We start from the raw sequence: 18,643 nt of genomic DNA on the forward strand, positions 1-18,643 counted from the left end.
CGCTCCGATGCGCCCCGGCGGCGCGCCGGGGCGCATCGGAGCGGTCCCGGATCACACCGCGTACGGTGCGCCACCGGTGCGCGCCACCCCGCCGTACCCGTACCCGTACCGGTACCGGCACCCCGCTCCGGCCGACGGCGTCGCCCGGAGCGCCGGCGGCAGACGGGTCTGTGCCGTCGGCGCCCCTTGCCGGCGCGGGCCGGTCACACGACGGTGAGCCGCCGGGGGGCCGGGCCGTCGGCGAGGACGGCGAACAGCCGCTTGATGTCGCCGGGGGCGAGCTTGATGCAGCCCTGGGACGCGTAGTCGGACGGCCCGTCCCAGCGCCGGCTCTCCGTGCGCCCCTGCCCGCCGGAACGGGTCATCTCGCTGTGGATGAACAGGGCCGTGCGCCTGGTCCGGCCGTCGGCGCAGGTCTTGTCGCTCAGCGGGATGGCGTAGCCCTTGATGACGGCACCGTCGTAGCGGGTGTGGCGGGCGCCGACGGTGTAGGTGCCGGCGGGCAGCCAGCCCCGGGCCGTGGCGCACTCGTCCCGCCCCTGGGGGTGGCGGGCGCCGAGGCCGGACCCGGCGCGGTAGGACACCACGGGGTGGTTGTCGCGCAGCACGGTCAGCCGCGAGTTCAGCGGGTCGCCGGAGTTGCGGACGAACTTCAGCGTGGTGACGGCCGGCCGGCCCGCGTGGGCGGGGGCGGCATGGCCGTCCGGGGCGGCGGCGAGGGCGGACGCGAACGCCGCCGCGGCCGCGAAGCCTGCCGCGGTGGACCGGATGCGCGCACTCAGGGGCACGGACATGGGTGCTTCACTCCTTCGAGGGGCGAGGTGAGGTACGGGGGCGGGGTGGTGCGGCGATCCGGTCACTTGTAGGTGATGTCCCAGTGGTTGCCCTCGTCGGCGTAGACGTTGCCGGCCGAGGTCCGGTACATCGGCGCCCCGTCGCCCCGCCTGCCGATGTAGTCGTAGTGACGCTTGATGTAGCGGGTGACGCAGGTCGTGGGCGTGATGTCGACCTTGTAGCCGTTCCAGTGGCTGTACGTGCCGCGGGCGTGCCCGGTCTCCGTGCCGCCGGTGATGGTGATCCGGCAGCCGCTGGCCCGCTTGAAGGCGATGACGCCGTCGACGGTGCCGGAGTTGATCTGCGAGAAGGAGGTGCAGTTCTTGCGGTTGCGGTCGGAGCAGTGGCCGCTGGAGGTCCAGCTGACGCCGGCCGCCCGCAGCTTGGCCGCCGCCTGGCTGTGCGTCAGCTTGGTACCGCTGGCCTGCGCGGTGGCGGCGGGCAGTACGACGGCCGTCGCCGCGGCGACAGCCACCACGGCGGCGTACCCACGGAGTGCGAGGCGCTTGACGGTCACAGGGGTGTCCTTTCGTGTGCGGTGAACGCACCGTCCGGGGCCCCGTGAAGGCGTCGGCCGGTGCCAGGAAGGCATCGGCCGCTGCCCGCAACAGGGGCCTCGGGTGCGTCGGTCGGGGAGCCGGTGCGAGGGATGTCTCGCCCTGCCGGTGGCCCCGATCGTGTCGGCACCGCCGCCGCCCCGGCCAGCGCCGGCCCGGGCAGTGCGGTGGACGCGGGACGTCCCGCGCGCTGACCTGCGGAGACGTCCGGTCCAGGGAGGTCGCGGCGGGACGCGCGGGACGGCTGCGGCAGGCGCGGGACGGGACGGCCGTACGACCACCTGCGGACATCACGATTTGTGTCCGCCGGATCGCTTTCGGTAAGAGTGGGGGTCGCGGAGTGAGCGACGGCTGGCTGTGACCGGGGGGTGGGAATGCCACGTTGGAAACCGCTGCCCGAGGGGACGGAGCCCAGCGTCCGGCAGCTGGTCTCGCACCTGCGCAGGCTCAAGGACCGCAGCGGGCTGACGCTGGCCGCGCTGGAGGCCAAGACCGGGTGCAGCAGGTCGTCGTGGGAGCGGTACCTGGGCGGGCGGGCGCTGCCGTCACAGCGGGCGGTCAGGGCCCTGTGCGAGCTGACCGGCACCGACCCGGTCCGGCTCCTTGCCCTGCGGGAGGTCGCCCAGAGCGTCTGGCCCGCGTCCGCCCCGGACGACGGGAACAACACGGCCTGCGACGGCCGGACACCCCACGCGGACGAGGAGGAAGCCGGTGACGAGGACGAGGCCGGGGGCGATGACGAGGCCGGGGGAGGACCGGCGACCGGCGGGCGCCGTACGCAGCGCCGCGGTGTCGGGCGCGGGATGTTCGCGCTGGTGGTGACGGCGGCGTTCGCCGCTGCCGCGCTGTCCGGCGCGCTCCTGGGCCGCGCGGCGGGGCACGGGACGACGTCGGCGCCCCGACTCCCCCTCGTGCGCTGCCAGGTGCACTCCGAAGAGGGCGCGCTCTACGCGGGCTACAGCCGGACGTGGAGGAAGACCATCGGGCTGGGCTACTACCGGGAGGAGGTGGCCGAGGCGGAGTGCCTGCTCAGCCGCCACGGCTACGACACCGGGCGTGTGGACGGCCTGTACGACATCGCCACCCGCGACGCCGTCCGCCGGGCGCAGGAGCACGCCGGAGAGGTGAACGACGGGATCGTCGGGCAGGACACCTGGCCCGTGCTGCGCAGGGAGGGGTGAACGGGACGATGTCGTGGAAACCGCTGCCGGCTGCGCTCAGCCCGGAGAGCGTACGGTTCGTCACCAGACTGCGCGAGCTGAAGGACCAGGCGGGGGTGAGCCTGGCGGTCCTGGCGCGGCAGACGGCGTACAGCAAGTCGTCGTGGGAACGCTGCCTGAACGGCAGCGCGCTGCCGCCGCGCCAGGCGGTGGAGGCCCTGTGCCGCTTCCTCGGGCAGCCCGCCGGGCCGGTCCTCGCCCTGTGGGAGCTGGCCGACCTCACCTGGACCGCCCGCCCCCGCACCAACGCGACACCGACGCGCACCGAACCCCCGGGCGAGGCACCGCGACGGGCTGCCGCACCCCCGGGCGAGCCACCACGACGGGCTCTCGCACTCCCGGCCGAGCCACCCCGACAGGCGCCCGCTCCGTCGGCCGAATCATCGCGACAGGCGCCCGCTCCCCGCCGCACCCACCCGGAGCAGGCCGGCCCGGCCGGTCACCTGCCCGCACCGCGCGGCGGAGCCACCCGGCAGCGCCCCGAGGCACGGACGGAGACCACCCGGAGCCGCTACCGGGTGCGGACGGTGGTGCTGACCGCCGCCCTGGTGGCCGCCCTCACCCTCCCGCTCAGCTGGTGGCTGGCCGGCACCGTGGGCCGGCCCGCCGAACCACGGTTCCCCGCACCGGAGTTGGCGACCGCGAAACCCCTGTGCACCGGCCGGGCCTGCCGGGGCGAGGACCCCAAGGCGACCTGGTGCACCGGCGCAGCGCACAGCGTCGTCAGGAGGCGCACCGCCGGCGGCGTGATGTTCGAGGTCCGCTACTCCCCGGCGTGCGGGGCGGCCTGGGGCCGTATGTGGTTCTCCCGGCAGGGGGACCGGCTCGTCGTCAGCCTGGACGGCGAGCGGTTCGGCACACACGACACCGACCCGGCCACGACCGGCAGCTATCACTCCACACCGATGCTCCCCACGGACACCCCCCACCGCGTCACCGCCTGCTACCACCCCGAGCAGGGCGCGCAGGTGTGCGTCGGCGGCCGTGGCGGACACAGCGCATCCATCGAAGACAACGGCAACGGCCCCGCGCCCGCCGGCCGGTGGACCGGGCCCTGACCGGCGCGCCGCCGCTGCCCCTGCGCAGTACCCGCACCCCCCGACCACCACCATCACCACCAGCCCGGCCGTCGTCGCAAAGGTGATCCCACCGGTGTCCTCGTCCCGGGCCCGTACAGCAGCCACAGGGGGCGCACTCCGGGGGCGCGTTGCGGTGTTGCGCGATTCCGGAATCGTCTCGTGCGCGCTGTCGGGCGCATCCCCGTCCGATCAACGGGTTATGGCGAAGCGCAGCACCGTACCCGCGCGCCGGCGGCGCTGTTCCCGCCGGATGACCCTGTGACGGCCCCGGAGCGTCGTGCCGGGCTTCGCCGGGCATGTCCCGGAACATGACTGGCGACAGGTGCGGGCTGTCCGACGACGTGACGAGGTGCCGACGACGATGGACTACGGCCGTTTCAGCCGCCGAGGTCTGCTGCGGGCGTCCGCCGCCGGACTGACGGCAGCCGCGCTCCCGGTGACGTTCCCGGACACCGCGGTCTCCGCCGGCGGGGAACAAGAGGTGGTGGAGTACCGGGCACTGACCGGTGGTTCGGTGACGTCCTCACCGGACGGGACGGTGCTGATCGCGGAGGTGCAGGGCGTCCTGTGGCGTGTGCCTCCGGAGGGCGGGACGGCGCAGCGGCTCACGGACTGGCAGCTGGAGGCCACCCGGCCGGCCGTGTCACCGGACGGAGCACGGCTGGCGGTGGTCGGCTACCAGGGCGGCGGCTTCCATCTGTGGACCTTGCGGACCGACGGCAGCGGGCTGCGCCGGGTCACCGACAGGCCGTGGGACGACCGGGGCGTGGCCTGGTCGCCGGACGGCACCCGGCTCGTGTTCTCGTCCGAGCGCGGGGGAGACGCCGTGGCGGGGGCGCCGTTCGGGCTGTGGACCGTCGGCGCGGACGGCGGCCGGCCGGTGCGCCTCACCGGCGGGGCGTTCGAGGACCTCGATCCGGCGTGGTGGCCGGACGGGCGGTCGGTGGTGTGCGTCCGAGCGGCCCACACCGCCGACGGCGGCACGGACGGCGGTCTGACGCTGGTCCGCGTGCCCGTCGGCGGCGGCCCTGAGCAGGTGGTCCACCGCGTGCGGGAGGGGCGGCTGCTGTGCCCCTCGGTGTCGCCCTCCGGCCGGATCGCCTGGCTGCACCTGTCCGGAACCACGTCCTCCCCGCCCCTTCCGCCCGCGCGGACCGCGCTCCTGGTCGACGGCCACCCCCTGACCGACGACGAGGATCTGGCGGCGGCCCCGCCGTGCTGGCTCGGGGACGACCGGATCCTGTACGTGGCCGACGGCCGGATCCGGATCCGCGCCCTCGACCCGCCCGGCTCGGCGCGGGACCTTCCCTTCACCGCGCACATGCCCGTGACCCGCCCCCGCTGGCGCCCCAAACAGCCCTCCCTGGACGACGCCGGGCCGGTGCGCGGCATCCACCTGCCCGCCCTGTCGCCCGACGGAGACAGCGTGGCCTTCGTCGCGCTGAACGCCCTGTGGCTGATGCCCCTCGACGGCGTGCCCCGCAAGCTGGTCCAGGCCGCCGCCGTCCATCACGTACAGATGCCCGCGTGGGCACCCGACGGGCGGAGCCTGCTGTACTGCACGGACCGGGACGGACTGACGGCCGTACGCCGACTGCACCTGGACAGCGGGCAGGACGAACCGGTCACCGGCCCCGGCCGGCTGTACCCGGCGCTGTCCCCGGACGGCTCCCGCCTCGCCTGCCAGGACCTGACCGGGACCCTGCTGCTGCGCGACCTCGGCACCGGTGAGGAGCGGGTGCTGGCCCGGCCGCTGGCCACCGACGGGCCGCCGGGCGCCCCGGCCTGGTCGCCCGACGGCCGGTACGTGGCCTTCTGCGACCGCAACCGGCTCAACCACCGTTTCCGCGAGGGCTATCACCTCATCCGCGTCCTCGACACCCGCACGGGCACCGAGAAGCGCCACCTGCCCGCCGCCCACCAGTCCCTGTCCGACCGGGCCGCCGCCGGACCGGTGTGGTCGCCCGACGGCCGCTGGATGGCACTGGTCGCCGAGTCGGCGCTGTGGCTGCTGCCGGTCACCGCCGACGGCACCCCGTCCGGTCCCGCCCGCCGGCTCACCGACGAACCGGCCGACCACCCCACCTGGGCTCTCCGGGCGAACACCCTGCTCTACCTGTCCTCGGGCCGGCTCCGGGTCCTCGACCACCCCACCGGCCCGGCCGCCGCCGGGCGCCGCACGCCGCCCGTGCCCATAGTCCACCGCCCGCCCGCCGTCCGGCAGCGACTGCGCGTCCACGCCGGGCAGTTGTGGGACGCCACCGGCGGCGCCCCGCGGCAGGACGTCGACATCCTCGTCGACGGCCGCCGGATCACCGCCGTCGAGCCGCATCGGCGCAGCCGTCCCGGCCGCCGGACCCTCGACGCCTCCCGATACACCGTCCTGCCCGGTCTCTTCGACAGCCACACGCACCCCTACAGCGCCACCTACGGCGCCCGGCACAGCCTCACCGCGCTCGCCTACGGCATCACCACCACAGCCTGCCTGGGCGCGCCCCTGTACGAGGCGATCCGGTTGCGCGAGTCCCTCGCCTCCGGTCACAGCATCGGCCCACGCCTGCTGGCCTGCGCCGAACTGATCGACGGCGCCCGCACCGCCTACGCCATGGGCCGCGCCCACCGCCCCCCCGCCGGCGTTCGACGCACGCTGGAGCGGGCCACCGCCCTGGACGTCGACTTCGTCAAGACCTATGTGCGCGCCTCCGGGCAGGTCATGGCACAGGCAGCCGATGCCGCCCACCGACTCGGAGTCCCCAGCGGCAGCCACCTGTGCGCGCCGGGCCGTGCCGCCGGGCAGGACCTGACCACCCATCTGCAAGCGACCCAGCGTCTGCCCTACGGCCATGCCACCACCCCCGCCGGCCACATCCATCAGGATCTCGTCCAGCAGTACGCCGACGGCGCCTTCGCGCTGATCATGACGCCGTTCACGGCGCAGTTCCTGCTCGGCACGGACCCCGCACTCGCCGAGGACCCCCGCGTCCGGTCCCTGATGCCGCCCTGGGACGCCGCCGCCGTCCGCGACGGCGCCCGCACACCGCCCACCGATGAGCAGCGGCACGCCCTGGCCACCGAGATCGCCGCCTACCGCCGCCTCGCCGTCCACGGCGCCCGCCTCGCCCTGGGCACCGACGCGCCCCTGGTCCCCGCCGGACTCTCCCTCCACCTCGGCCTGCGCGCCCTGCACCGCCACGGCTTCACCCCCGCCCAGGCACTGCACTGCGTCACCGCCACCCCCGCACGGCTCTTCGGTGTCGAAGACCACCTCGGCACCGTCCAGCCGGGCAGGATCGCCGATCTCACCCTCGTGGACGGCGATCCCTTCACCGACTTCAGCCGCCTCCTGCACACCCCCCTGGTCCTGCGCGACGGCATCGTCCACTCCCGGGCCGACCTCGTCCGGGCCGGCGCCACCTCCGGTCTCCCCGGCCCCGCCGACTCCTCCTGGCTGGACATCGCGCGCCACTTCCGGCAGGGCTCCTGCTGCCATGAGTGAGAACCGGGGGGACGCCCGGGCACGGAGGTGAGCCTCGTCGCATCGGTCCCGGCGAGCTTGCTATGCAACGAGTTGCATAAGATGATCGGCGTCATGGCGCTCGAACACGCGATCCTCGTGTCGCTCCTGGAGAAGCCAGGTTCCGGCTACGAGCTGGCCCGGCGCTTCGAACGGTCCATCGGCTACTTCTGGACCGCCACCCACCAGCAGATCTACCGCGTGCTCAAGCGCATGCAGAACGACGGCTGGGTCGACGTCCGGGACGTGCCGCAGCAGGGCCGGCCGGACAAGAAGGAGTACAGCGTCGCCGACCTCGGCCGGGCCGCGCTGGCCTCCTGGCTGCACGATCCGACCGAGCCGGAGAGCGTCCGCCACGATCTCGCCGTGAAGATCCGGGGCGCCGCCTTCGACGAGGACCCGGCCGCCCTGATCCGCGAGGTGGAGCGGCACCGGCAGGCGCACCAGGACCGGCTGGCACGCTACCTCGCAGGAGAGGAACGGGACTTCACGGGACCGGAGGCGAGCGCGGCCGGCCCCCGGACGCCGCTCGACGCGCAGCGGGAACTCCAGCACGTCGTACTGCGCGGCGGCATCGCGTACGAGCGCATGATGATCGACTGGCTGGACGACGTGCTCGCCACGCTGGCCCGGTTCGGCCCGGACCGCTGATCGTCACGGCGCCCTCCGCCCACGCCCCGTTCCGCGCGTCCGGCCGTCAGACTTCCCGATTCACCGACCCTCCACCAGCCGAAAGGCGTCTCACCATGGCTGACCAGCTGCTGTTCAACCCGCGCACCTACGACCCCGCACACTTCGACCCCGAGACGCGCCGCTTGCTGCGTGCCACCGTCGACTGGTTCGAGGAGCGCGGGAAGCGGCGGCTGATCGAGGACTACCGGACCCGCGCGTGGCTCGGTGACTTCCTCTCCTTCGCGGCGAAGGAGAACCTCTTCGCCACCTTCCTGACACCGTCGTCCGCCGCGGGCCAGGACGAACCGGACAAGCGGTGGGACACCGCCCGGATCGCCGCGCTCAACGAGATCCTGGGCTTCTACGGCCTCGACTACTGGTACGCCTGGCAGGTCACGATCCTCGGCCTCGGGCCGGTCTGGCAGAGCGAGAACGCCGCCGCCCGCGCCCGCGCCGCCGAACTGCTCGGCCAGGGCGAGGTGTTCGCGTTCGGCCTGTCCGAGAAGGCCCACGGCGCCGACATCTACTCCACCGACATGCTGCTCGAGCCCGACGGCAACGGCGGCTTCCGCGCCACCGGCTCCAAGTACTACATCGGCAACGGCAACACCGCAGCGCTCGTTTCCGTCTTCGGCCGTCGTACCGACGTCGAGGGCCCCGACGGCTACGTGTTCTTCGCCGCGGACAGCCGTCACCCGTCCTACCACCTGGTCAAGAACGTCGTCGACTCCTCCAAGTTCGTCAGCGAATTCCGCCTGGAGGACTATCCGGTAGCGGCCGAGGACGTCCTGCACACCGGCCGCGCCGCCTTCGACGCCGCGCTCAACACCGTCAACGTCGGCAAGTTCAACCTGTGCACCGCCTCGATCGGCATCTGTGAGCACGCGATGTACGAGGCCGTCACCCACGCCCACAACCGCATCCTCTACGGCCGCCCCGTCACCAGCTTCCCGCACGTGCGGCGCGAGCTGACCGACGCGTACGTCAGGCTCGTCGGCATGAAGTTCTTCAGCGACCGCGCCGTCGACTACTTCCGCTCCGCCGGCCCCGACGACCGCCGCTACCTGCTCTTCAACCCGATGACGAAGATGAAGGTGACCACGGAGGGCGAGAAGGTCATCGACCTGATGTGGGACGTCATCGCCGCCAAGGGCTTCGAGAAGGACAACTACTTCGGCCAGGCGGCCGTCGAGATCCGCGGTCTGCCGAAGCTCGAGGGCACGGTCCACGTCAACCTCGCGCTGATCCTGAAGTTCATGCGCAACCACCTCCTCGACCCGGTCGAGGCCCCCGACGTGCCGACCCGCCGTGACGCGGCCGACGACGACTTCCTGTTCCGGCAGGGGCCGGCTCGCGGCCTCGGCTCCGTCCGCTTCCACGACTGGCGACCCGCCTTCGACCGGTACGCGCACCTGCCCAACGTGACGCGCCTGCGCGAACAGGCCGACGCGCTCTGCACCTTCGTCACCACGGCCGCCCCCGATGCCGAGCAGAGCCGCGACCTCGACCTCCTCCTCGCGGTCGGTCAGCTCTTCGCGCTCGTCGTGCACGCACAGCTCATCCTGGAGCAGGCGGCCCTGACGGGACTCGACGAGGACGTGCTGGACGAACTCTTCGCCGTCCTCGTGCGGGACTTCTCCGCGCACGCCGTCGAACTGCACGGCAAGGACTCGGCGACCGAACAGCAGCAGGAGTGGGCGCTGGCAGCGGTCCGCCGGCCGGTCGTGGACGAGGCGCGTACGGAGCGGGTCTGGCAGCGGGTCGAGGCGCTGTCCGGCGCGTACGAGATGGCCCCGTAGGCACGCCGTACACAGCACCGGGGGCCGGGCCGCGCACGGCCCGGCCCCCGGTGGGTCCCGCCGGCCTCGGCTCGCCGCGTTCTCGTCGGCGGCGTCGATCGCCCGTCCCGGCCACCCTGCCCGGGGACCGCAAGGGCTCCACCCGGTCGGACGACAACTCCGACGGACGGCTCATCGCTTCCCGTCGGCCGTCTGGTGACGACGGGCGTGGCGGCCCCGGTCCGTCGTGCGGCCGGTCATCGAGGACGGCTGCAGTAACCCTGTGGGAAGGCATCCCAGAAATCCTCGTCCACGCCCGCGTCCACGAGCGGGTTCCAGTTCGTGTGGGCGACGAGCTGGTGGCGTCCGTCGCGGCTGTTGAGGGCGAAGGTGAGATACCCGGGTGCGCTGCCGCCGTGGCCGTACGCGAGGCCGCAGTCAGTGGCGTAGACGTACACGCCCAAGCCGTAGCCGACGGCGGGCGGGGCACTGCCCGTCGTCGGGACGGTGTCGGAAAGCATCTGGCGCAACAGCTCCGGCGGCAGCAGACGCCCTTGCAGCAGGTACCGGTAGAACCGGGCGACATCGGCTGCCGTGGTCACGAGAGCGCCTGATGCCCCGGCCTCGGACGGGCTGATCGCGGTGACGTCGAACCGGGTGGCGTCCGGCGCGTCGGGCAGCAAGGGGGAGACGTCCGCGTAGCCGTGTGCATGGGCTCCGTCGATGGCGGTCCCGGCCAGGGGATAGGCGGTGTCACGCAGCTTCAGGGGAGCGAAGACGCGGCGTTCGAGGTTGGTGCGCAGGTCACGGTCGGTGATGCGTTCGACGATCAGATCGAGCAGCAGGTAATTGGTGTTGGAGTACCGGAAACGGGTGCCGGGAACAGGGAAGTAGCGCGGCTGGGCAAGGCCGATGCCGATCAGCTGGTCGCGGGGCCAGTACTGGTCGAGCGCGCGGAAGCGGGGAAACAGCCCGTCGATGTAGTCGTACAGCCCGCTGGTGTGATTGAGCAGCTGGCGGACCGTGATGGGCGCGCCGGACAGTGCGTTGTCGGCGCGGACCTGGTCGGGCAGCAGGGTGTGCACGGTGTCGTCGAGTCGGAGCCGGCGCTCGGCGACGAGTTGCAGGACGACCGTCGCGGTGAAGGTCTTGGTGATGCTTCCGGCGCGGAATTTCAGGTCCGGTCTCATCGGCGTGCCGGTGGACCGATCAGCGACGCCCGCCGCGCCGAAACGGTCCCGCGAGCCGTCGCGGGCGAGGAGGAAGGCGCCCGGGTTGGGGTTCGGGGCGGCCACCACCAGATCGACGAGAGCCTGCAGGGCCGGGTCGCGGCGGCTGTCGGAGGCCCGACCGTCACCGGCCTGGCCTGCGGTGGCCATCCCGGGTGACAGCAGGAAAGCCAGAGCAAGTGCCAGGGATAACAGGCGGGTTGGGCGTCGCATCATCGAGATCCCCCTTCTGATAACCGTATGGACGTACGGTTATAGCACGCGGTACCGTCCTTGCGTGCCGAGAGTTGCCGATCACGACGCCCGCCACGGGCAGATCACCGACGCCGTCCAGCGCCTGATCGTGCGGGACGGCCTCACCGCCGTGACCGTCGCCCGAACCGCTGCCGAAGCGGGTGTGTCCGTGGGCCTGGTGCAGCACTACTTCACAGCGAAGGACGAGATGCTGCTGGCCACGTTCACCTGCGTCAACAGGCGCTTCACCGCACGAGTGGACGAGCTGGTGAACCGGGGCGAAGCCGAGGGCCGCACCATCGCCGTGATGCTGCGGCAGGCGTTGGCCGAGCTTCTACCGCTCGACGACACCCGCCGCGCCGAACACCTGGTCCGTCTCGCCTTCGCGGACCAAGCCGCGCACAACACCCGGCTCGCCACCGTCCAGAAGGAAACCCTCGCGGACATCCGCTCACGCGTCGCCCAAGCCATCCACAACGGCAAGGTCTGCGGCGAGGTCACCGGCACCGTCGACGCCGCCGACCAGGCCCTGCGCATCGTCGCGTGCACGGACGGGCTCGCCCTGCACACGCACATCGACCCGGACGGCACACCGGAACCGGCGATCCTCGCCGCCCTGGACGACCAGATCGGCCGCGTGTTCACCGGAACCTGCCGACGCGCACGGCGCTGCCAGGAAGCCTGAAGGTGTCCGGTGCCCTCGGACAGCACTTTCCAGTCGCACAACTCCGGGGACCGCCCCGGAGTCGACCGGTACCAGGAGGTGCTGGGCGGCGTGCGTCCGGCTGGAGCGGACCAACAGTGGGCCGGCTCGGTGAGGGCGGCTGGCGTGCAGGCCCCGCGGCGGGGGACCGACAGCGAGTGACGTCAGGCGGAGCGGCTGACATCGTCGAAGTCGGTGGAGGCCGACAGCTCGGCCCAGGCCAGCATCTCGCGCTCGAAGGCGTCGCGTCCGGCCCGGACGAGCCGAAGCGCGTCGGTGCCGAGCAGTAGGCGCGTCGGCGGCCGGTCGGCCGCCACGATGCGCAGCACCGCGGCCGCGGCCTTGTCCGGGTCGCCCGGCTGGCGCCCGCTGCCGTGGATACGCCGGGCGCGCAGCGGCTCGAACAACTCGTCGTAGTCGGCGATCACTCGGGGTGCGCGGACCATCGAGCGGCCGGCCCAGTCGGTCCGGAAACTGCCCGGCTCGACGGCGGTGACATGGATGCCGAAGTCGGCGACCTCCTTGCCGAGTGTTTCGAGGATGCCCTCCACCGCGAACTTGCTGCCGTGGTAGAAGCTGAGACCCGGCATGGTGATCAGCCCGCCCATCGAGGTGACGGCGATGATGTGGCCCGCACGGCGCTCCCGCATGTGCGGCAGCACGGCCTTGATCACCGCCACGGTTCCGTAGACGTTCACCTCGAACTGACGGCGAAGGTCATCCATCGACGACTCCTCGAAGAGGCCGTCATGGCCGTACCCGGCGTTGGCGACGAGCACGTCGACCGGGCCCAGGTCGCGCTCGGTCTCGCCCACGACCCTGTCCACCGCGACATGGTCCGTCACGTCCAGGACGCGAGCGTGCACGTCACCGGCGAGCGCCTCGAAGGACCGTGCGTCGGCGGGCGTGCGCACCGTGCCCACCACCCGGTGACCCGCGGCCGACGCCGCGCGCGCCAGTGCGCGCCCCAGGCCGGTACTGACGCCGGTGATCAGAAAAGTCTTGGTGTCCGACACAGGAGTTCCCTTCGTGCGATGCGAACAGAAGCCGGCCGGGGCGGTGGGGCCCCGGCCGTTCCCGACGCGTTCCACTTCAGCACCGGAATCGGCTGCTGATCGACTTCTGGGGGGCCCGCTGCGCCCCGGGGACGACCGGACCGGGGGCCTGCCAGTCCCCCCTTCACGGGCCGTCGGCAGGATCTCGGGCCCTATCGTGAACGGCATGGACCGCAACACAGCTCTCGGCGAGTTCCTCCGCTCCCGGCGGGCACGGATCACCCCGCGCCAGGCGGGCCTGCCCGACGACGGCGGCCCTCGGCGAGTGCCAGGACTGCGCCGCGAAGAGATCGCGCAACTGGCGGGCGTGAGCGTCGACTACTACGTACGCCTGGAACGCGGACGCCGGCTGAACGTCTCCGAGACCGTGCTGGACGCCATCTCCCGCGCGCTGCGCCTCGATCCCGTCGAACGCGCCCACCTGTTCCAGCTCGCCAAGCCCGCCGCAGGCAGGCCCCGCCGCACGGCGACGCGTCCGCAGCCGGTCCGCCCGGGGCTGCGCGACCTGCTCCGGATCATCGAGCACACCCCCGCGCTCGTGCTGGGGCGCCGGCTGGACGTCCTTGCGTCCAACCCGATGGCACGCGCGCTGCTCACCGACTTCGACGCGCTGCCGCACCGCGAGCGGAACCTGGTCCGGTTCATGTTCCGCGACGACACCGCCCGCTCGCTGTATACCCACTGGGACACCCACGCCCAGGACATCGTCGCCTCGCTCCGGCGGGACGCCGGACGCCATCCCCACGATCCGCTGCTGGCCGAACTCGTCGGCGAACTCTCGATCGCGGACGAGGACTTCCGACGTTGGTGGGCCGACCAGAACGTGTATCGGCACACGCACGGCAGCAAGCACTTCCACCACCCGATCGTCGGCCCGCTCACCCTCCATTACGAGTCCCTCACCCTGCCCGCCGACCCGGACCAGCGGCTGAGCGTCTACACCGCCGAGGCAGGCTCCAGCTCCGAAGAGGCGCTTCGGCTACTGGCCGCGTGGATACGGCAGCCCGAGACCTCGCACGGGCGGCCCGCAGGCCATCGGACACCCGCCGGTCCGTGAGGAGCGGCCGGCCGCAGTGGCCGCGTCCCATGAGCCGGGTCGGGCGTTACGCGGCACCGGCAGACCGCGCGCGCCCCGCGGCCCTGCACTTGCTGATACGGGAAGGGCGCGAGGGGCGTCGGCCGGGTTGCTCCTCGGCAGAATGAGCCACATGGCCGTAGACAAGGACACAGCGTTCACACTGCCGCGAGGCGCCACGGGCTTCTTCCAGCCGAAGGACGGGCCGCTGCCGGAAACCGACCGGCGGACGTTCCGCGCGGCGCTGCACGCAGCCGCTCGTGCGGCCGAAGGCCGTGTGGGGGAGACAGAGGAACAGACGTATCCTCGTACGTTCCACACGGCGACGGTCATCGAGGGCACAGGCGAGTGCATCATCCTGTGCCACGCCCACCACCCCTGGATCGCGTTCGCCCAGGAACGCCGTGACTGGTACACCGAGGAGTTCCTCGCACCACCCCCATGGGCCCACACCTTCGCCGACCTGGGATTCGTGGTGCTCGACCGCGCGCAGCTCACCCTGCCGCTCTCGGACATCGACACGTCGGTCCTCACCCGGGCCGAATGGCGCCAGATCCGCTCCTACGGCATCACCACATTGGGCGGAGTGCTGTTCAACGCATGGGACTGACGTCGAGGCAGGAATCCATGGCGGACACCACAAGGTGGGGCGGCACTGGTGTCCACCTGCGGGGTTCGGACGCGTGGCCCGGCACATTCACCCGTATGACACACACTGCTCGCTCAGGCAGGCACCGTCCGCGGACGATGGGAGCCGACTGAGCCGGCAGAGAGGACCGCCCATGACCACGGCCGCCGACATCATGCATCCCGGAGCACAGTGGATCCCCGCCAACGAAACCCTGGACCGCGCCGCCCAGCTCATGCGGGAACTCGACATCGGCGCACTACCCGTCGCCGACCCCCAGGACCCCAACGAACGCATGTGCGGGATCATCACGGACCGGGACATCGTCGTCGGCTGTATCGCTTCCGGGCACGATCCCGCGCGGGTCACCGCGGGGGAACTGTGCAAGGGCACCCCGCGCTGGATCAGCACCGACGCCAGCGTGGACGACGTGCTGCAGGAAATGGAATCCAACCAGATCCGGCGCCTGCCCGTGATCGACGGCAACAAGCGCCTCGTCGGCATGATCAGCGAAGCCGACCTGGCCCATCACTTGACCGACGATCAGCTCGCGCAATTCGTTGAGCGGGTGTACGCCTGACCGCTACGCATGGACCCCGGGGCTCCGCGTCCGCGGGGTGCGGTGCGTGCTGCACATCGTTCCTCAGGCGGCGCCGAGGAGGAGATCCACGGCGCGTGGACGACCGAGGAGCCGGCCTTCCCGACCACCAGATCAGCCATGGAACGCTGCACGAGCCGGCGGTCTCGGAGCAGCGGGCGTACGGGCACGATCCACGGCGTGCGGGAGTCAGGAGCTGCGCGGAGTCACCAGGCTGGATTCGTAGGCGGGGACCACGAGCTGGGCGCGATCCCGGGCGTGGAGCTTGGCCATGGCCCGGTTGATGTGGGTTCTGGCGGTCGCCGGGCCGATGATCAGGCGGTCGGCGATCTCGTCGTTTGACGGACCGTGTGCGGCCAGGGCGACCGCCTCGCGTTCGCGGCTGGTCAACTCCTCCAGCGCGCTGCCGATGCGGGCGGGCGGCGGCTGGGCGACATAGCGATCGATGAGCTTGCGGGTGCGGGCGGGCGCGAGCAGGGCGTCGCTCCGGATCAGCACCGGCAACGCGCGCACCGGCGGGATGGCGCCCATCGCGGTGGGAGCGGTCGGCACGGTTCTCGCGGTGCTGCCTGGCCACCGCCAGCGGCGGTCCCGGCATCGGCAACGGACTCGTCGGCGCCGTCGTGGCCGTCCCACTGGGACTGGACGCCGTACTCCTCGGCCGCCGGGCTCTGACCCGCGGCCGCCCCGTCGACCGTCCCGCCGCCCGCCTCGCGGACCGTCCCGCCGACCGCCCCGCCGATCGGGCGACCGTCTGACCGCCACCCGGTGACGACGTGCGTGCGGCTACCGCGCGCCGGATGCGCCAGGTGGTGAGACCGATGGACGGCACCGCAGTCCCCGAGACCACCGAGGGCAGGGGCGGGCGAAGGTCAGGAGCAGGCAGCCGGCCAGCCCGACGGTCGGGAGGACCGCGCGGGTAAGCGGGCTGACGGTCCCTTCAGCCCTCCCGTCCCGGCCACGCTCGCCACCGCCCTGCAAGACACCACCCGCCGCCCGAACCTGCCCCTGCACCTGACTTTCGGCTCCAGCGCCTACGACGCCGTCCTCCGAACTCACCGAACGCGTCACCGCGCTCGAAGCCCAGGACCATCTCACGGCATCCGTCACCTGCACCCGTTGACCCGGCCGGAACAGCCCCCTCCCGCACCGCCGCCGGCGCACCGTGCGTCGGCGCGCTCCCCTGGCTCCGCCGGAGGACCCCGCTCGCCCCGCTCGGCCGACAGCCGCCCGCGACGCCTCACGCGCCCTCGCACACGCTCTGGTGGCCGCCGTTCACCGACCGTGACACTGGCAGCCACCATCCGGGACATCTGCACCAGATCCACGGGAAGGAAACAACCCCCCATGCACCGTGTGACGTCACTCGCCATCGCCTCCCTCGCGGTCACCGCGGCCCTCGGCACGGCCCCCGTCGCGTCCGCCGCCGCCCCGGCCCCGGCGGGCAGCAGCGCCGCCGCGGCCTTCCGCTGCGACCCGGGATACTTCTGCATCTACAGCGGCTGGAACGGCGGCGGCACCCGCTGCCAGTGGAGGTCGGAGAGGGTCGCGAACACCGCCGACCTGTGCTCCTTCATCCGCAACGGCAGGAACGTGCTGTCCGTGTGGAACGGAACCGGCCACCGCGTGCAGTACTACACGCAGACCAACTTCAACGCACGCGTCGGATCGACTCCCGCCGGCAGCGGAGGAAACCTCCAGGGCAGCTACCAGATCCGCTCCTTCAAGAAGCAGTAGCTCTCCCGAACCACCGACACGGAGCCTCGCCCCCTCATCACATCCCCCTGCGCACCGCCCGCTGTCCCGCGCCCCGTGGCGCGGGACGTGCGGCCCGGGCGCAGCCGTGTATCCGGGGTGGGCGGACGGTCCGCCGTCCGCCCACCCCGGAGCCGCATGCGGTGCCGCGCGCCGTGCTGTGGGAGACCGAGGACGGACTGCCGCGGCTCAGTGGAGTGGTCGACTGGGACGAGGTCATGCTCGGCGACCAGGCCGAGGACCTCGCCGCGATCGGCGCCAGCTACGGCGAGGAACTGCTCGGCCGCGTACTCGCTCTCAGCGGTGGAGCCCTGGGCGGTGACGTCCCCGGCCGGATCTCCACGATCCGCGGCACCTTTGCCCTCCAGCAGGCCCTCTGCGCCCAGCGCGACGGTGACGAAGAGGAACTGGCCGACGGGCTGACCGGCTACCGATGAGATCGGCATGGTCGGAGTGGGTGTGCACCGCGAAGTGCACCGGCACGTTGCCCGGCACGGGATGCGGTGCGCTCAGTGCAGTGAGCGCGTGAGCAACGGCCGCGCCGGTTCGCTGGTTCCTTCAGGTGGCGGTCGGACGGTCTTCTACAGTCCGACGCATGCTGGATCCCGAACTACCGGTACGGCTCACCGCGCGCTGTGCGGAATGGGAGAGGTCGAAGAACAGCCGGCCGAGCAGTTGGCGGAGGTACGGCCGAGCGGGACGAGCTCGCCGACGAGCGCGCCTCATCCGCACCCGCCACGCCGACCAGGACATCGCCCGGCGGCTGACCGGCGACATCCCAACTGGGCACCTACACAAGTTTCCCGCGGCCTGAACCGACCGGCCCGATTCCCGCGGAGGCAGAGAGCTGACCCGGGAAACGGGCGAGGGACTTGCCCGTCCGGCGGACGGCGGCCGTAACGCGGCAGGCGGGGCGGTCGTTGTCGGCCAGGTAACACGTCATGTCGGCACACCGGCACTTTCCCTGCTACAGGAGGTCGTTCACCGTGTCCTTGAGCAAGAGGGCAATCCCAGTCGTCGCGGCCGCGGCCGCCCTGGTGGTCTGCACCGCCACCGCCGCGGGTGCCACCTCGGTCATCGGTTTCGGTAACGGCACGCACGACAACCGGTGCGCCAATCACGGATCCACCTACACCGTGAACTCCGTGCGGCATACGGCAGGAAGCCTGGTCGCAGGGGTGCTCGCCTTCTCTCTGAGCGCCCCGGCCAATCAGTGCGGTGACCTGGGCCTGCCCAAGGAGGACAAGGTCGACCAGCCCGCGGAGAACTTCCACGTCGACGTCGCCGAGTGAGGGGCCGGCGCGCTATCGCGCGGCTGCCCCGTGCCCGACGTACGCCCGGCGTCGTGCAATGACCGAGTACCGCGACGCCGTCATCTCCGGCGCCGCCGTGCTCTGAACTCGAGCGCCGTCGAAGACACTGTCATGTGTGCTGGGTATGCCCAAGTGGGCATTCCGGTGTGTCGGGAGTTCAGTCCCAGGAGACGAGGCTGGACAGGGCGATGCCGGCCGCCGCGATACCGGCCATGGCGATCAGGAACACGATCGCCGCGACGGCGAACAGCAGACACGAGCAACCAGTACTGGGCGTTCGCTCGTCAGTGTCCCATTGCCGACCAGTCATCCACCCTGCCGTTGACGGAAACTCTGCGTGCGGGCGTAGCAGCCTATCGTGGGGCGGGGTTGGCGGGAGCGGGCTTGATGGTGCGGGGG

At 72.2% G+C, this 18,643-nt stretch carries 17 protein-coding genes and 2 pseudogenes; 13 read left to right on the forward strand and 6 right to left on the reverse strand.

What is annotated here, in order from left to right; all coding sequences use genetic code 11:
• Positions 1–203 precede the first annotated feature (203 nt).
• Positions 204–794, reverse strand: coding sequence for a L,D-transpeptidase family protein (locus CCN44_RS33145; protein ID WP_086701950.1), 591 nt, complete (start codon positions 792–794; stop codon positions 204–206).
• A gap of 62 nt (positions 795–856) precedes the next feature.
• Complete coding sequence (locus CCN44_RS33150; RefSeq protein WP_059256279.1) at positions 857–1,351, reverse strand: hypothetical protein; 495 nt, start codon at positions 1,349–1,351, stop codon at positions 857–859.
• A gap of 414 nt (positions 1,352–1,765) precedes the next feature.
• Here CCN44_RS33150 and CCN44_RS33155 point away from each other — a divergent pair, with 414 nt between their 5' ends.
• From CCN44_RS33155 to CCN44_RS33175, 5 genes are all read left to right on the forward strand, one after another.
• A complete protein-coding gene (locus tag CCN44_RS33155; protein ID WP_086701953.1) occupies positions 1,766–2,572 on the forward strand; it encodes a helix-turn-helix domain-containing protein in 807 nt (268 codons plus the stop codon).
• A gap of 8 nt (positions 2,573–2,580) precedes the next feature.
• Positions 2,581–3,669, forward strand: a complete 1,089-nt coding sequence (locus CCN44_RS44160) for a helix-turn-helix domain-containing protein (RefSeq protein WP_143650112.1) — start codon at positions 2,581–2,583, stop codon at positions 3,667–3,669.
• 382 nt (positions 3,670–4,051) lie between these two features.
• Positions 4,052–7,186: an amidohydrolase family protein gene (locus CCN44_RS33165; protein WP_086701958.1), complete on the forward strand. Its 3,135-nt coding sequence runs from the start codon at positions 4,052–4,054 to the stop codon at positions 7,184–7,186.
• Between the two features lie 93 nt (positions 7,187–7,279).
• On the forward strand, positions 7,280–7,855 hold the full coding sequence (locus CCN44_RS33170; protein ID WP_086701982.1) for a PadR family transcriptional regulator: 576 nt from the start codon (positions 7,280–7,282) through the stop codon (positions 7,853–7,855).
• A gap of 95 nt (positions 7,856–7,950) precedes the next feature.
• Positions 7,951–9,675, forward strand: a complete 1,725-nt coding sequence (locus CCN44_RS33175) for an acyl-CoA dehydrogenase family protein (protein ID WP_086701961.1) — start codon at positions 7,951–7,953, stop codon at positions 9,673–9,675.
• 236 nt (positions 9,676–9,911) lie between these two features.
• On the opposite strand, the gene CCN44_RS33180 is transcribed toward CCN44_RS33175, so the two are convergent.
• Positions 9,912–11,033, reverse strand: a complete 1,122-nt coding sequence (locus CCN44_RS33180) for a serine hydrolase domain-containing protein (RefSeq protein WP_086701964.1) — start codon at positions 11,031–11,033, stop codon at positions 9,912–9,914.
• Between the two features lie 127 nt (positions 11,034–11,160).
• Here CCN44_RS33180 and CCN44_RS33185 point away from each other — a divergent pair, with 127 nt between their 5' ends.
• Positions 11,161–11,802 carry a TetR/AcrR family transcriptional regulator gene (locus CCN44_RS33185; protein WP_086701967.1) on the forward strand — a complete coding sequence of 214 codons (642 nt, stop codon included), beginning with the start codon at positions 11,161–11,163 and terminating at the stop codon, positions 11,800–11,802.
• Between the two features lie 182 nt (positions 11,803–11,984).
• Here CCN44_RS33185 and CCN44_RS33190 read toward each other — a convergent pair whose 3' ends face one another.
• Positions 11,985–12,836 (reverse strand): oxidoreductase, encoded by an 852-nt coding sequence (locus tag CCN44_RS33190; RefSeq protein WP_086701970.1) that lies wholly within the window; start codon positions 12,834–12,836, stop codon positions 11,985–11,987.
• Between the two features lie 205 nt (positions 12,837–13,041).
• On the opposite strand from CCN44_RS33190, the gene CCN44_RS33195 reads away from it, so the two are divergent.
• The 3 genes from CCN44_RS33195 to CCN44_RS33205 all read left to right on the forward strand — a co-directional run bounded on the left by CCN44_RS33195 (position 13,042) and on the right by CCN44_RS33205 (position 15,158).
• The gene (locus tag CCN44_RS33195) at positions 13,042–13,932 is read left to right on the forward strand and encodes a helix-turn-helix transcriptional regulator (protein ID WP_086701973.1); all 891 of its coding nucleotides are present in this window, start codon (positions 13,042–13,044) and stop codon (positions 13,930–13,932) included.
• Between the two features lie 151 nt (positions 13,933–14,083).
• Positions 14,084–14,560 (forward strand): hypothetical protein, encoded by a 477-nt coding sequence (locus CCN44_RS33200; protein ID WP_086701976.1) that lies wholly within the window; start codon positions 14,084–14,086, stop codon positions 14,558–14,560.
• Between the two features lie 172 nt (positions 14,561–14,732).
• Positions 14,733–15,158: a CBS domain-containing protein gene (locus tag CCN44_RS33205; RefSeq protein ID WP_059256292.1), complete on the forward strand. Its 426-nt coding sequence runs from the start codon at positions 14,733–14,735 to the stop codon at positions 15,156–15,158.
• 207 nt (positions 15,159–15,365) lie between these two features.
• On the opposite strand, the pseudogene CCN44_RS33210 reads toward CCN44_RS33205, so the two are convergent.
• Positions 15,366–15,668, reverse strand: a pseudogene (locus CCN44_RS33210) (response regulator transcription factor); the annotation flags it as partial.
• Between the two features lie 104 nt (positions 15,669–15,772).
• Between CCN44_RS33210 and CCN44_RS46740 the strand changes: the two are divergent.
• The 4 genes and pseudogenes from CCN44_RS46740 to CCN44_RS33230 all read left to right on the forward strand — a co-directional run bounded on the left by CCN44_RS46740 (position 15,773) and on the right by CCN44_RS33230 (position 18,223).
• The gene (locus CCN44_RS46740) at positions 15,773–15,934 is read left to right on the forward strand and encodes a DUF6223 family protein (RefSeq protein ID WP_237481700.1); all 162 of its coding nucleotides are present in this window, start codon (positions 15,773–15,775) and stop codon (positions 15,932–15,934) included.
• A gap of 589 nt (positions 15,935–16,523) precedes the next feature.
• Complete coding sequence (locus CCN44_RS33220; RefSeq protein ID WP_059256294.1) at positions 16,524–16,913, forward strand: peptidase inhibitor family I36 protein; 390 nt, start codon at positions 16,524–16,526, stop codon at positions 16,911–16,913.
• A 173-nt stretch (positions 16,914–17,086) separates the two neighbouring features.
• A pseudogene (locus CCN44_RS33225) lies at positions 17,087–17,368 on the forward strand (phosphotransferase); the annotation flags it as partial.
• A 555-nt stretch (positions 17,369–17,923) separates the two neighbouring features.
• Positions 17,924–18,223: a hypothetical protein gene (locus CCN44_RS33230; RefSeq protein WP_143650114.1), complete on the forward strand. Its 300-nt coding sequence runs from the start codon at positions 17,924–17,926 to the stop codon at positions 18,221–18,223.
• A 178-nt stretch (positions 18,224–18,401) separates the two neighbouring features.
• Here the strand turns inward: CCN44_RS33230 and CCN44_RS44650 are convergent, their stop codons facing one another.
• Positions 18,402–18,554, reverse strand: coding sequence for a hypothetical protein (locus CCN44_RS44650; RefSeq protein ID WP_158103184.1), 153 nt, complete (start codon positions 18,552–18,554; stop codon positions 18,402–18,404).
• Positions 18,555–18,643 lie beyond the last annotated feature (89 nt).

The sequence above is a fragment of the Streptomyces tricolor genome, from assembly GCF_002155905.1.
Taxonomy (GTDB): Bacteria; Actinomycetota; Actinomycetes; order Streptomycetales; family Streptomycetaceae; genus Streptomyces; species Streptomyces tricolor.

Coding starts and splice junctions, on each gene's coding strand:
- CCN44_RS33145 (WP_086701950.1), bottom strand. CDS start 794: ATGTCCGTGCCCCTGAGTGCGCGCATCCGGTCCACCGCGGCAGGCTTC.
- CCN44_RS33155 (WP_086701953.1), top strand. CDS start 1,766: ATGCCACGTTGGAAACCGCTGCCCGAGGGGACGGAGCCCAGCGTCCGG.
- CCN44_RS44160 (WP_143650112.1), top strand. CDS start 2,581: ATGTCGTGGAAACCGCTGCCGGCTGCGCTCAGCCCGGAGAGCGTACGG.
- CCN44_RS33165 (WP_086701958.1), top strand. CDS start 4,052: ATGGACTACGGCCGTTTCAGCCGCCGAGGTCTGCTGCGGGCGTCCGCC.
- CCN44_RS33170 (WP_086701982.1), top strand. CDS start 7,280: ATGGCGCTCGAACACGCGATCCTCGTGTCGCTCCTGGAGAAGCCAGGT.
- CCN44_RS33175 (WP_086701961.1), top strand. CDS start 7,951: ATGGCTGACCAGCTGCTGTTCAACCCGCGCACCTACGACCCCGCACAC.
- CCN44_RS33180 (WP_086701964.1), bottom strand. CDS start 11,033: ATGGCCACCGCAGGCCAGGCCGGTGACGGTCGGGCCTCCGACAGCCGC.
- CCN44_RS33195 (WP_086701973.1), top strand. CDS start 13,042: ATGGACCGCAACACAGCTCTCGGCGAGTTCCTCCGCTCCCGGCGGGCA.
- CCN44_RS33200 (WP_086701976.1), top strand. CDS start 14,084: ATGGCCGTAGACAAGGACACAGCGTTCACACTGCCGCGAGGCGCCACG.
- CCN44_RS33205 (WP_059256292.1), top strand. CDS start 14,733: ATGACCACGGCCGCCGACATCATGCATCCCGGAGCACAGTGGATCCCC.
- CCN44_RS33220 (WP_059256294.1), top strand. CDS start 16,524: ATGCACCGTGTGACGTCACTCGCCATCGCCTCCCTCGCGGTCACCGCG.
- CCN44_RS44650 (WP_158103184.1), bottom strand. CDS start 18,554: ATGACTGGTCGGCAATGGGACACTGACGAGCGAACGCCCAGTACTGGT.